Genomic DNA, 14,100 nt, shown 5'->3' with positions numbered 1-14,100 from the left:
CGATAATCGTTCTACGTTCGCGGGGTAGGTGTGCTCCCCTTGCGGGTGTGGCGTTCAGGTTGAGGAAAAACACATATGTGGCGTGCAGTTGGCCGCAAGGCCGCACTGTCCCTGGCTCTGCTGGGGACGAGCCTTACCCCGATCGGGGCGATGGCGCATACCGACTCGCTGGGCTTTCTTATTTTCGAAGGCGACACCAGCGGCTTCTACAATGTCCAGATCTTCTACGGAAGCTGGCACTCCGACATGACCGTTCCCGAGGGTTCGCTTGATCTGAGCACGGCGGACGGCAACCTTGTCGGCAACCAGACCTTCACGCTGGTGGACGGCTTCACCAATGTGTCCAATGGAACGGTGCCGACCGGCCTCGTTGCGGGCAGCAACTATTTCTTCGCAAACACGGCCACCCCCGAGCCCGGCGACCTGACCGGCGATCCGACCGGGCACAGCATTTACGCCTTCCAGTCGGTGATCTTCAAGGACCTGGCGGCGGGCTCCTACAAGTTCGGCTATGCGGCGGGTTCGTCGTTCACCCAGAACTGGATGCCTTCCGATCCCGCCATCAACAACGGCTCCTTCGTCATCAATGCCGACGGCAGCCTGGGCGAAGTGGGCGGCGCTACGCCGTCGACGCCCGATATCGATACCGCCGAGGCGGCCTACACCACCAGCCAGCTGGCCGACGGCTCGGTCAACCCGGTCTTCGCCGGCGGTGTCCTGGCTGTGGACGCAATCGCCACGATCGGGAATGATTTCACCATCGGCAACGAAGGCGGCACCATCGACACCCAGGGCAACGATGCGGTGTTCGAAGGCGTGTTCAGCAATGCCGACGGCGCTTCGGGCGGCCTCACCAAAACCGGCGAAGGCACCCTGACCCTGGCTGGCGCCAACACCTACACGGGCGGCACCACGGTGCTGGGCGGCACGCTGAAGGGCGACACCGCCTCGCTGCAGGGCGCGATCACCAACAAGGCCGTGGTCGAGTTCGCGCAAGGCACCGATGGCACCTATGCGGGCGTGATGTCCGGCACCGGCCAGCTCGTGAAGTCGGGCGCGGGCACCCTGACCCTGACCGGCGCCAACACCTATGCCGGCGGCACCACGGTGCTGGACGGCACCCTGAAGGGCGACACCACCTCGCTGCAGGGCGCGATCACCAACAAGGCCGTGGTCGAGTTCGCGCAAGGCGCCGACGGCACCTATGCGGGCGCAATGTCCGGCACCGGCCAGCTTGTGAAGTCGGGTGCGGGCACGCTGACCCTGACCGGCGCCAATACCCACACCGGCGGCACGCGTGTTGACGCGGGCGCGCTGCGCGTGTCGAGCGACGCCAACCTGGGCGGTGGCGCCGTGACCCTCGGCGCGGCGACGCTGCAGACGACGGCGGCTTTGTCGAGCGACAACGCGATCGTGCTGACGAATGCCAATTCCACGATCGATACCGGCGCGCATGCGGTCGAGCTGTCGGGCGCCGTCTCGGGCAAGGGCACGCTGAACAAGACCGGCACCGGCACGCTGCGGCTGACCGGGGTCAACAGCCAGAACGGCGTTTTCGTTCGGGGCGGCACGCTGGAGTTCAACAGCGACGCGGCCCTGGGCGCAGCCGGCAGCACGGTGACGATCGCCGAGAACACCACGCTGCGGACGCTCGACTCCTTCACGATCGAGCACAGGCTGCAGGTCAACAACACGCAGCAGGCCGCGTTCGATACGAACGGGCATGACATCGTGATGGCCGGCGACATTACCGGCGCGGGGATCGTCCGCAAGCTGGGCGAGGGCACGCTGACCCTGACCGGCGAGAACACGCAGGTTCTGATCGACGTTTACGGCGGCCGGGTCGTGGCGGCCTCGCAAAGCGCCGTCGGCGCGACCGGCGGCGACATCATCCTGCGCGAGAACGGCGGCTTCACCGCCGGCGCGGACATGACCCTGACGCAGAATGTCCACGTGACGGGCAGCAACGCCGTCTTCGACACCGGCACTTTCGATGTGGAGCTGACCGGCACGGCCGACGGCGCCGCCTGCCTCATCAAGCAGGGCAGCGGCCGGCTCAACCTGACGGCTGCGGCGTCGAACGATATCGGCGCTTGCGTTCAGGAAGGCACGCTCAGCTTCAACAACCAGTTCAACGGCAACGTGTGGGTTGACCCCACCGGCACCGCCGGGGGCTCGGGCGTGGTCCTCGGCAATATGGAAGTCGCGGGCGTTCTGGCGCCGGGCAACTCGCCGGGCCAGCTGATCGTGGCGGGCAGCGTGACCCAGGCGGCGGGCAGCCAGCTGCGGCTCGATATCGACGGCACGACCGCAGGGATTGGCGCCGGTCACTTCGACACGCTCATCCTCACCGGCGCGAACAGCGTCTTTACCGCTGGCGGCAGCATCGCTCCCATCACCCGTGGCATCACGGGCGATGCGACCAACGAGTTCACCCCGACGATCGGCGATGCCTTCCAGGTGGTGGTGGCCGAAGGCGGCGTTGAGGGCAGCTTCGATGCGCTGGTGCAGCCGACGGAAGGCATGGCGGCGAACACCCGCTTCGACGTGCTCTACCTGCCGGATTCCGTGGTGCTGACCGTGACGGCGGACAAGTACGCCAAGCTGTTCTCGGGCCGCGAATGGGGCAACGGCGCATCGCTCGCAGGCGCGGTCGATACCTTCCGGGGCGCCGCGGGCGTGCGGAACACCAGCGCCTCCGGCCGCTTCCTCGAGGGCCTCATGGGGCTGAACGCCCAGCAGGCCGCCGCTGCCCTGCAGCAGGCCGCCGGCGAGGTCCATGCGGACTCGCTCGACACCGCCGTTCAGGCGAACCGCACGGCGCGAACCGCCGTCTCCGACCGCGTGAACAGCCGCTTCGACCTGGCGCATCTGGCGGGCGACAACGGCGTCTCCACCAGCCGCAGGGTTTGGGGCACGGTGAGCAGCGATGTCGGCCGGATCGCCGCGAGCGATGTCGCCGGCCGCTACCGCGCCTCCACCACCTCGATGGTCATGGGTGTGGACGACAACGTCACCCCGAGCCTGACGCTCGGCGCGGCGCTGGCCTACAACCGCTCGCGCACCCAGGCCTACTGGCTGGGCTCGGCCAAGATCGACGGCTACCAGGTGCTGGGCTACGGCCAGTGGCAGAAGGGCGGCTATTACGTCAACGCCATCGCCTCGTTCGGCTATGACTCCTACCATGTCGATCGCACGGTCAGCCTGTCGAACGGCAACTACGAGCTGAAGTCGCACCCGGACGGCACCAGCTTCGCGGGCGACCTGGAAGTCGGCAAGCTGGTCACCAGCGGCAACCTGTACCTGACGCCGTTCATCGGCATCGGTTACGACAACGTGGTGCGCGACAGCCTGATGGAAGAGGGCGACGACGCCGTGGCGCTCTACTTCGATCAGGAACGCCGCCAGTCGCTGGTCGGCCGGGTGGGCGCGCGCTTCAACGGCGCGACGACCATCGGCAAGGTGCGCGTGATGCCCTACGGCTCGTTCGCCCTGCTGCGCGAGCTGGATGATCCCGCCTCCGTGATGACCGGCTCGCTCCACCTCACCGACTACCGGGTCGAGGCGGCATCGGCAGGCCGCTCGGCGGTGCGCGCCGCCGCCGGCGTGAGCGCGGACCTCACCGAAGCCGTCAACCTGCGGGTGGGCTACAAGTACACCGACGCCGAGGCGGCCCATAACCATGCGGTATCGGGCACGCTCTCCGTGCGCTGGTAACAAAACAGAATATCGACCGCTTCATGTTCCCCCCGGACCCAGCCGGTCCGGGGGGATTTTTTTGCGCCTCTTGTCGCGGCTGGCGGCAGGTCTGGCGCGCCGTGCCCTTGCCATGACATGCGCCGGGGGCTTATGGCTGCGGGCGCGCTTGAATAGCGAAGCCGGAGCCTTGAGACATGACCACCGAACCGCTGCCCATCCTCGTGGCGGCGCTCTACAAGTTCACGCCGTTTGACGATTGCCCCGCCATTCAGGCGCGCCTGAGCGATGCCTGCGCGGAAAACGGCATTCGCGGCACGCTGCTGGTGGCGCAAGAAGGCCTCAACGGCACCATCGCGGGCACGGATGAGGGCCTGGCGGCGGTGCTCGAGGTGATCCGCGCGCTGCCCGGCTGCGCCGGGATCGAGGTGAAGTATTCCCGCGCGCCGGAAATGCCGTTCAAGCGGATGAAGGTGCGGCTCAAGAAGGAAATCGTGACCATGGGGGTGGAGGGCACCGACCCCCTGAAGATCGTTGGCACCTACGTGCCTGCGGACAAGTGGAACGATCTCATCACGGCCGAGGACGTGGTGGTGATCGACACCCGCAACGATTACGAGGTGGAAATCGGCACCTTCGAGCGGGCGATCAACCCGAAGACCACGACCTTCCGCCAGTTTCCCGAATGGTTCCGCGACTTCTCCCGCCAGTACGAAGGCAAGGCGGAGAAGCCCAGGATCGCCATGTTCTGCACCGGTGGCATTCGCTGCGAAAAGGCGACGGCGTTCGTCAAGGAACAGGGGTTCGACGAGGTCTATCACCTCGAGGGCGGGATTCTCAAATATCTGGAAACCGTGAAGGAACAGGAGAGCCGCTGGCAGGGCGAGTGCTTCGTGTTCGACGAGCGGGTGTCGGTGGGCCACGGCCTTGCGCCCGGCCGCCACGCCATGTGCGAGGACTGCGGCCGCCCTTACGCCGAGGATCTTCCCGCCTGCCCCCATTGCAAGGATGAAGCCGCCTGAGAGGGCTTGGCGCCCAGGGATGCGACCATTTGATGGTTATGACGGCTATGACGGTTATGACATTGTCGTTGAAGATCGCCGAGCCGGAGCGTATATAAATCCCGGTTCATAAGGTACGGATTGCTATCCACCTTTCTAAATTAAAAGACCCTGCGGCGTGCAATCCGCGGGGTCTTTGCTTATGGGGCACCAGGCGGTGCCGAGGCGTCTGCTGGCACCGCCTGGTTGAACCCCTACGCTCCCGATCTAGTCGCGGTCGCGCTGCCCAATGGACAATCCAAGCCGGATTGCCACAAGGATTAGGGCTGCCAGAGACAAGATTACGGACAGAAGTTCATAGGTACTTATTGCTTCATCCTCCCTTTCCAGGTCCCAGGATTTCCATTGGTCGGAACTCAGTCTTCCCATGGAGCATGTTCGGTGCAGCGAGACGCGCGCTGGTGCAATCACCGAGGCATGAAGACCAGGACTAGTTATAACTACCTGTTCTGGTAGCACAATAGGAAGCTTGGCAGTATATTGCTATTGCTGGGGTTATTAATTTCTATGTATCAACATCAACTGTTTTAATGCTGTGATATTATTAACTCAAATCTTTTGATATCGTTTAATTAATTTGACTTATATTGAGTATTTATTTCATGGTCATCGCTGATTTTCCCCTGGTGACATGCGCCGGATGCGGCAAGGTTAGATCAATCACGGGCGTTTGGGCCCGGATACGGCCTCCGGCCACGCGTGCACATGGCCCGCACATCGCCAGACCTCACGCGCGAGCCATTCTCAAACGGCCCTTAAGAGGGCTTGCCCCCGGCTTCCTGGCGGAATAGGCAGGGCGTAATAATATTGCTCGCCTGTCCGCCGCCTGCGGCGCGGAGAGGGCGAGCCCTAAACGCAGAATATGGGGAGCCTTATGGAACTGAACGGCATTGCCGCCATCGTCACCGGCGGCGCATCGGGCCTTGGCGGCGCAACCGCGCGGATGCTCGCCAACCGCGGCGTAAAGGTTGCCATCTTCGATCTCAACGCGGAGGTGGGCGAGGCAACGGCGCGGGAGATCAACGGCGCCTTCTTCAAGGTGGACGTGACCGACGACGCCGGCGTTGCGGACGCGGTGGCGCAGGCGGAGGCGCGCCACAACATCGCCCGCGTGCTGGTGAACTGCGCCGGCATCGCGCCCGCCATCAAGGTGGTGAACCGCGAAGGCCAGCCCCATGGGCTCGATGCCTTCCGCAAGGCCATCGAGATCAACCTCATCGGCACGTTCAACGTGCTCTCCAAGTTCGCGGCCCGGCTGACGGCCGCCGACCCGCTGGGCGAGGAGCGCGGCGTCATCATCAACACGGCGAGCGTTGCCGCCTTCGACGGGCAGATCGGCCAGGCGGCCTACTCCGCCTCCAAGGCGGGCGTTGCAGGCATGACGCTTCCCATCGCCCGCGAACTGGCACAGCACGCCATCCGCGTCGTTACCATCGCGCCGGGCATTTTCCTGACGCCGATGATGCAGGGCTTCCCCGAGCACGTGCAGGAGGCGCTGGGCAAGCAGGTGCCCTTCCCCAGCCGCCTCGGTAAGCCGGAGGAATACGCCATGCTGGTGGAGAGCATCCTCGCCAATCCCATGCTGAACGGCGAGACCATCCGCCTCGACGGCGCGATCCGCATGGCCCCGAAGTAAGGGGATTTCGGGAAATTTGCGGGAGGGTCGCGGACCCTCTTGGCAACCTCCCGTTCCTGCTATCGGGGCGTGCGTGGCGCTCCGCCGTATCGCGCGCTGGATTGAAGCGCGAAAACGCTCCTTAAAATCATTCAACGTTTTGTAACTGAATAGGGGGCAGAAGCGCAGGCGGTTGCCGTGGGCGCGGCCCGAAAAACGCATGGGGCGCAGGGGGTTCAAGCCCCCTGCGATAAAGTCACGTAAGCGAACTTACAGCCACCCGTGCGTTGCCGCCCAGCGGTCGAACAGCTGGGGCCAGGCTTCGGCCGGGATGCCGGCGGCGTCGCGCAGGCCGAAGCCATGGCCGCCTTTTTCAAACAGGTGCATCTCGGTCGGGATGTTTTTGGCAACGAGACCGGCGTACATCATCAGGCTGTTGTTAACGGGCACCGAGCGGTCGTCGGTGGCGTGGAACAGGAAGGTGGGCGGCGTTTCGGCCGTTACGCGATTGCTGGGCGCGTTGATGGCCTCCACCTCGGGCGCGGCGTTCTCGCCGATGAGCTGCGCGCGGGAGCCCATGTGGGCGTGGGGCGCGGACATGGAGATGACCGGATAGCCCAGCGCGGCGACCGTGGGCCGGGCGGAAAGCCGGTCTGCGGCGTCGACGGGCGCGTAGGTCTCCTCCGCGTGGCGGGTGGCGAGGCTGGCCGCCAGGTGCCCGCCCGCCGAGAAACCGAGAACGTTGATGCGGTTGGGGTCGATGCCGTATTTGGCGGCGCTGGCGCGGATGAGGCGCATGGCGCGCTGGGCGTCCTGCAAGGGTGCGCGGGCGCGGTCGGCCCAGCCGTCGGCGGGCAGGCGATAGCGCATCACGAAGCAGGTGACGCCCTTTTCGCTCCAGCGGCGGGCGCACTCGAAGCCTTCCTTGTCGATAACGACGCGCACATAGCCGCCGCCGGGGATGATGAGCAGCGCCGCGCCATTTGGCCGGGCGGGGCGGAACACGGTCATCATCGGCGTGCCGATGCGGCTGACGGCGCGATCTGGAACCGTCGACGCCGGGTTGCGGGTGACGACCTCTTCCTTCGGCAGCGTGGATGGCGCGCCGGGCGGATTGCCAGGCCAGAGCCGCATGGTTTCGTCGGGATCGCCCGCGGCTTTCATGTCCTGCGCCAGCACCGGGCGGGCGGTGGCCGCAAGCGCCGCCGCGCCGCCGAGCGCCAGGAGAGCGCGGCGGTTCAAACCTGTTGCCGGAGTGTCCGTGGCCATTTCTTCTCCCCCTTATGCTTGGCTATGCCGAGGCGGTCTCTATCCAGTTCTTCACCGCCGCCTCCAGGCCCGGATTGGACAAGGGGCCATGGCGCAGCACCGCCTCATGGAAACCGGCAAGCGTGAAGCGTGCGCCGAGCCTGGCTTGCGCGTCGTCCCGCAGCCGGGACAGGCATGCGGCGGCGAGCATCTGCCCCGCTGCCGCGCCGGGATTGGCGACCATGCGCGAGACGTCCTCCTCGATGGTGATGAAGGCGACCGGTTCGCCCTGAATCTCCCGCACCGCATCAATCGCCTGCTGCGCGCTCCAGCCGAGCGCATGAATACCGGTATCCGCCACCAGCCGCCCGGTGCGGAACAGCATCCAGTGGATGTAGCCGAGGCGGGCGAGCGGATCGTCCCCCAGCCAGCCTTGTTCTGCGGCGAGCTGCTCGGCGTAGATGGCCCAGCCCTCGCTGTAGCCCTTGGCGTAGCGCTGCTGGACGGGGTGCGCGTGGGCGCGCTCCCCGAACGGGGCCTGCAACAGGTGGCCGGGGGCCAGCTCGTGATGGACGACGCTGGGCAGGGTCCACGCCGGGCGGCGCTCGATCTCCCGCAGGTCGACCACATAGCCGCCGGGGCGCGTGCCATCGGCGGAGGGGTCGATGCGCTTGCCGATGGTGGCCTTGGTTGCCTGCTCCGGCGGCAGGGTGCTGACAGAAAGGTTAGCGGGCGAGAGGTTGCGGAAGGCTTGCCCCAGCCGCTCGCGCGTGGCGGCCAGCTGCGCGTTCATGGCCTCAACGGCGCGGCGGCGGCCGACCTCGGTGTTCGGGTACAGGTGGCGCGGGTCGCGCATGAAGGCGCGCAGGCGCTCGGCCACCGTGCCGGAGGTGAGGCCTTGGGCGCGCAAAATCCTGTCCGCCTCCGCCTGCAACGCCCGCACCCGCGCCTGCCCCCACTGGTGCGCCTCGTGCGGGGAAAGGCCGGGCCCTGCGTTCAATCGCAGGGCAAGGGCATAGCTGCCCGCCTGACCGGCGCCGGAGAGCAGCGCGGCTTCGGTTTCGATGCCGTCGCGCACGGCGGCGAGCAGAACGCGACCATCGGAGGAGAGCTTTTCCGGGCGAATGCCACCCAACTGCGCGGCGGCGGTGCGAAGCGCCTGTTGCTGCGCGGCGTGCCCGGCATCGGCAGTCAGCGCCGCCGCCAGCCCGTCGAGCAAGGCGGTGAGGGAGGCATCCGGCGCGGACGTGTTCGCGGCGAGCGCCGGGCGCGCGCCCATGCCCAGAGCGCACAAGGCCCCGCCCAGCCCAAACAGAACCGTGCGGCGAGAGTGCCCCGCCGCGCCGCAAGCGGCGGACGGGGCCAGGGAGAAGTCCGTGGGGTTCATGTCCGCAAAGATGACACCGGTATCAAACAATCGTCAACCCCTCTTCTGGGAAGAGCTGGCGCGCTCCCCTCAAAGCCCGTTTGCGAATGTGCGCGGCCCTGACTGCGGGCGCGGATTTCTGCCGAATTCCCCGCTTCCCTTCACATTGCGGATTTATCGCCCTATGCTTCGTTGCTCTTCACACAGATCTATTCGGACATGTGGATCGTTGATTGATCCGCAAACGCGTATGCCATCGGAGGAGCAATGACAGCAGTAACCGACGAACAAGCGCCGGCACGATCCGGCCTCCTGCCGTCGCGACGCGACATCGCGCCGGTCACCTTCTTCGGGTCAGCGGTCATTGCGCTCGGCCTCATTCTTTACGCCAGCATTCTGCCCGATCGCGCCAATGCCCTGTTCGAGAAAGCCAACCGCTGGATTATTCTGGATGCCGGCTGGTTCTACCTGCTTGCCGTTGGCATTTTCGTTGTCTTCCTGTTCGGCATCGCGATGAGTTCGCTCGGCAAGGTCCGCCTCGGTCCTGACGATGCCGAGCCCGACTACAAATTCAGCACCTGGGTCGCCATGCTGTTCAGCGCCGGAATGGGCATCGGCATTGTTTTTTACGGCGTGGCCGAGCCGATCACGCATTTCTCCAATCCGCCGGATGCTGCGCCCGGCACCCCGCAGGCGGCGCGCGACGCGATGGGAGTGACCTTTTTCACTGGGGCGTCCATGCCTGGGCGATTTATGCGGTGATGGGCCTGGCGCTTGCCTATTTCGGCTACAGGCGGAACGAGCCGCTTGCGATCCGCTCCGCCTTCCTGCCGATTTTCGGTGAGCGGGTGCGCGGCCCGCTCGGCGATTTCATCGACATTTTCGCGGTCGTCGGCACGCTCGCCGGTCTTGCCACCTCGCTTGGCCTCGGCGTCGCGCAGCTCAATGCCACGCTCACCTACCTGATGGGCGTCAGCCAGACGGTGGAGATGCAGATGATCCTGATTGCGGTTGTCACCGTGCTCGCGACGATTACGGTCGCAACCGGGCTCGACAACGGCATCCGCTGGTTGAGCGAGGCAATTATCGTCATTTCGGGCGTGCTGATGTTCCTCATTCTCGTACTCGGCCCCACGCAATATCTGCTGCAGGCGCTGGTCGAGAATGTTGGTCTCTACATCAACGCCTTCGTCAGCCGCACCTTCCACATCTACGCCTATGAGCCGACCGATTGGGTGGGCACCTGGACGCTGTTCTACTGGGGCTGGTGGATTTCCTGGGCGCCGTTCGTCGGCCTGTTCATCGCGCGCGTCTCGCGCGGGCGCACGATCCGCGAGTTCCTGATCGGCGTGCTGCTTGCGCCTGCGGGGTTCGCCTTCGTGTGGTTCACGATTTTCGGCAACGCCGCGATCTGGCTCGATGTCAACGAGGCGGCCGGCCAGATTTCGCGCACGGTGGCGGACAATATGCCGATCGCCCTGTTTTCGGTGTTCGAATATCTGCCGCTCTCAACGCTGCTCGCCTGGTGCACGGGCTTCCTGGTCGCGATTTATTTTGTCACCGCATCAGATGCCGGCGCGCTCGTCATCGCGATGATTACCGCGCGTGACCAGACCGAGGAGGAGCCGGCCTTGTGGCTGCGCGTCTTCTGGGCGCTCACGTGCGGCGGCGTCGCCGCGGTGCTGCTGCTCGCGGGCGGCCTCGCCGCGGTGCAGATGGCGGCGGTGATCGCCGCGCTCCCGCTTTCGATCATCATGCTCCTGATGTGCTACGGCGTCCTCACCTCGCTGCGGCGAGAGACGGCGCTCGTGGTGAGCGGCCAGCTTCCCGCCGCGCCGCTGGTCGGCGAGACGGGCCAGTTCGAATGGCGCCGCCGCCTCGCCGCCATCGTCAGCCACCCGACCGAGAAGCAGGTGCGCGCCTTCCTCGACAACAAGGTCGCGCCAGCGCTGGAACAGGTGACGGCCGAGCTTGCCCGGCGCAGCATCGATGCCACCGTTGACCGCGAGGGGGATGGCATCACGCTCACGGTGCCGCAGGGTGAGGCCGCGCCCTTCATCTACGCCGTGCGCCCGGTGCCGAAGCCGCTGCCTGCCTTCGCGCTGGTCGATCCGCCGGGCAAGCGCGAGGCCCGCCGGAAAAGCTACTACCGCGCCGAGGTCTATCTGGTCGTCGGCGGGCAGGGCTACGATATCTACGGCTACGATACCGAACAGGTGATCGCCGATGTGATCGCCCACTTCGATCGCTACCTGCACTTCCTGAGCGCGCATTAGGGGGCTTGGGCCCCGCCCGTGCGCTAAGGCGCGCAAGCAAAAGGGTATGAGGGGGTTGAGAGAACCCCCTTATCACCCCCCATTCGTTTTATTGGGCCACGCCTTTCGGGCAGGGCGCGGCCGCTTGAAACGGCCGCCTCAGCCCGTGTTCCGCAGGCCGGCGGCAATGCCGTTGATGGTGAGCAAAATGCCCTCGCGGACGGCGGGCCGGTCGTCGCCGGCGCGGCGGCGGCGGATCAGCTCCACCTGGAGGGTGTTGAGCGGCTCGATATAGGGCAGGCGCAGGCGGATGGCGCGCTGGGTATCCGGCGTGCGCTCCAGCAATTCCGACTGGCCGGTGAGGCTGAGCAGCTGGTCATGGGTGCGCTGCCACTCGTCGCGGATGCTGTCGAACACGCCGGCGCGCAGGTCCGCGTCCGGCACCAGGCCTGCGTAGTCCGCCGCCACCGCCATGTCGGACTTGGCGAGCACCATTTCCATGTTGGAGAAGGCGGCTTGCAGGAACGGCCACTCGGCCACCATTTCGGCAAGCAGGCCGCGGTCCCGGAAAGCTTCGAGCGCGGTGCCGACGCCATACCAGCCGGGCAGCATGATGCGGGCCTGTCCCCACGAAAACACCCATGGGATGGCGCGCAGATCCTCGATCTTGTCCGACGTGGTGCGGCTGGCCGGGCGGGAGCCGATCTTGAGGTCGGCAATTTCGGCGATGGGCGTTGCCGCGCGGAAGAACTTGGTGAAGCCGGGGGTATCGTAGACCAGCGCGCGATAAGTGCGGAAGGCGGCCTCGCTCATTTCCGCCAGCGCCGGGCGGAAGCGCTTGAGGTCGCCGTTCAGCGCGGGCGGGTCGAGCGTGGCGAGCAGGGTGGCGGCGGCCATGGTCTCGAGGCTGGCCGCGCCCACGGCCGGGTTGCCGTATTTGGCGGCGATCACCTCGCCCTGTTCGGTGATGCGGATGCGCGCGCCGACCGTGCCCGCCGGTTGGGCGCGGATGGCGGCGAAGGCCGAACCGCCGCCCCGGCCCACCGCGCCGCCGCGGCCATGGAACAGCTGCATCCTGACGCCATGCCGCCCGAACACCTCAACGAGCGCGCAGGCGGCCTCGTGCAACGACCAGGTGGAGGTGAGGTAGCCGCCATCCTTGTTGCTGTCGGAATAGCCGAGCATCACCTCCTGCATGCCATCGCCCGCGTGCGCCAGCGCTGTCATTTCCTCCAGTCCGAGGAAGCGGTCCATGACGGCGGGGGCGTTGTGCAAGTCCTCGATGGTCTCGAACAGCGGCACGGCCATCACCGGGCAGCGGGGCGTGGCGCCGGGCTGGTAGAGGCCCACTTCCTTCAGGAGCACGTAGACTTCCAGCAGGTTGGAGACGCCGCTGGTCTTGGAGACGATGTAGTTGCGAACGCAGGCCCGGCCGAAGCGGGCGTGGGCCTCGGCCAGCGTCCGCAGGATCCTGATTTCCTTTTCGGTTTCCACCGAATAGGCGAGGTAGGGGTTGTGCAGCAGGCGGGTGTGGGCCAGCTCCTGGCGCAGCAGATCGATGCGCGCGTCCTCATCGAGAGCCAGATAGTCCGCCTCGACGCCCGCCGCGCGCAGCAGTTCGGCGACCACGCGGTTGTGCACGTCCGCGTTCTGGCGCAGGTCGAGCGTTGCCAGGTGGAAGCCGAAGGTCTCGACGGCGGAGATGAGCGAATCCAGCCGCCGGTTGGAAAGCGGCGCATTGCCCGAGGCAAGCGAGGCGCGCACCACCTTGAGGTCGGTCAGCAGCTCCTCGGCGCTGGCGTAGGGCTCGGCGGCCACGCTTGCCCGGCGCGGCGGCACGTCGCCCACCAGGGCCTCGAAGGTGGCGGCCAGGCGCGCGTACATGCCGGTCAGCGCGCGACGGTAGGGCTCGTCCGCCCGGTGGGGGAGGCGTCGCCGCTGCGGTCCGCCAGCTGGTGCAGGTCGGGCGTGGCCTTGATGAGCGTGTCGGAGAGGGACAGGGCCCCGCCCAGCGCGTGCAGTTCCTCAAGGTAATGGCCGAGCGCGGTGCGGGCCTGCTGGCGCAGCGCCAGCGCGAGCGTCTCGGCGGTGACGTTGGGGTTGCCGTCCCGGTCGCCGCCGATCCAGCTGCCCACGCGCACGAAGCTGGAAAGGCTTTCGCCCGTCAGTTCCTGCCAGCGCAAATGCAAGCGCGGCAGCACCTCAAGGAAGGTGGTGCGGAAGTAGGAGAGGGCGTTCTCGATCTCATCCGCCACGGTGATGCCGACGGCGCGCAGGGGCCGCGTCTTCCATAGCACCTCGATCTCGCGGAACAGGTCCGTCTCCAGTTCGCGGCGCACGGCGGGGTCGGTTTCCCGGTCCAGCTGGGCCATCAGGCGGCTGATGGCGGTCTCGCGGTCGATGACGCTCTTGCGCCGCACCTCGGTGGGGTGGGCGGTCAGCACCGGGGCGATGAGGGCGCCGTCCAGCGTCTCGGCGATGGCGGCGCGGGTAATGCCCTTCTGCTCCAGCGCGTGCATGGCCTTGGCGAGCGTGTCCGGCCGGCCGCCTTCGCTCGCCTGCGCCGCCGCGCGGCGGGCCTGCCGGTCTTCCGCCAGGTTGGAGAGCAGCGAGAAGCACAGGAAACCCCGCACGAAGGCAAGCATATCCTCAAGGCTCAGCGCGTTGAGGCGGGCGGAGAGGTCGGCGTCATGCTCGGGGCTGGGTTCGCGATGGGCCTCCACCGAGGCGCGGCGGATGGCCTCGATCTGGTCGAACAGGGCCTGGCCGTCCTGCAGGCGGATGGCGTCGCCCAGCAGGCGACCGAGATAGCGCACGTCTTCGCGGGCAACGGCGGGGTTCATGGCTTAGTCCTTTCCG

Annotated in this window: 5 protein-coding genes and 2 pseudogenes; 4 read left to right on the top strand and 3 right to left on the bottom strand. The window is 66.6% G+C overall.

Translation table 11 applies throughout. From position 1 onward, the window contains the following. Window positions 1-75 precede the first annotated feature (75 nt). The 3 genes from L0C21_RS13735 to L0C21_RS13725 all read left to right on the top strand — a co-directional run bounded on the left by L0C21_RS13735 (window position 76) and on the right by L0C21_RS13725 (window position 6,393). Window positions 76-3,717 (top strand): autotransporter domain-containing protein, encoded by a 3,642-nt coding sequence (locus L0C21_RS13735; protein ID WP_259279006.1) that lies wholly within the window; start codon window positions 76-78, stop codon window positions 3,715-3,717. Window positions 3,718-3,893: 176 nt separating this feature from the next. Further along, window positions 3,894-4,718, top strand: coding sequence for an oxygen-dependent tRNA uridine(34) hydroxylase TrhO (gene trhO, locus L0C21_RS13730; protein ID WP_259279005.1), 825 nt, complete (start codon window positions 3,894-3,896; stop codon window positions 4,716-4,718). A gap of 913 nt (window positions 4,719-5,631) precedes the next feature. After that, entirely contained in the window at window positions 5,632-6,393 is a 762-nt protein-coding gene (locus L0C21_RS13725; RefSeq protein WP_259279004.1) for an SDR family NAD(P)-dependent oxidoreductase, read from the top strand. 249 nt (window positions 6,394-6,642) lie between these two features. Here the strand turns inward: L0C21_RS13725 and L0C21_RS13720 are convergent, their stop codons facing one another. Both L0C21_RS13720 and L0C21_RS13715 read right to left on the bottom strand, forming a co-directional pair. After that, entirely contained in the window at window positions 6,643-7,641 is a 999-nt protein-coding gene (locus L0C21_RS13720) for an alpha/beta hydrolase (RefSeq protein ID WP_259279003.1), read from the bottom strand. A 22-nt stretch (window positions 7,642-7,663) separates the two neighbouring features. Next, window positions 7,664-9,037, bottom strand: coding sequence for a DUF885 domain-containing protein (locus L0C21_RS13715; RefSeq protein ID WP_259279002.1), 1,374 nt, complete (start codon window positions 9,035-9,037; stop codon window positions 7,664-7,666). Between the two features lie 216 nt (window positions 9,038-9,253). Between L0C21_RS13715 and L0C21_RS13705 the strand changes: the two are divergent. Next, window positions 9,254-11,262 (top strand): annotated as a pseudogene (locus tag L0C21_RS13705) (BCCT family transporter). A gap of 138 nt (window positions 11,263-11,400) precedes the next feature. Here L0C21_RS13705 and ppc read toward each other — a convergent pair. Then, window positions 11,401-14,084: pseudogene (gene ppc / locus L0C21_RS13700) on the bottom strand (phosphoenolpyruvate carboxylase). Window positions 14,085-14,100: the final 16 nt, after the last annotated feature.

The sequence above is a fragment of the Pedomonas mirosovicensis genome, assembly GCF_022569295.1.
GTDB lineage: Bacteria > Pseudomonadota > Alphaproteobacteria > Sphingomonadales > Sphingomonadaceae > Pedomonas > Pedomonas mirosovicensis.
The sequence above is the reverse complement of the archived record's forward strand: the minus strand, read 5'-3'. Positions and strand labels throughout refer to the sequence as shown.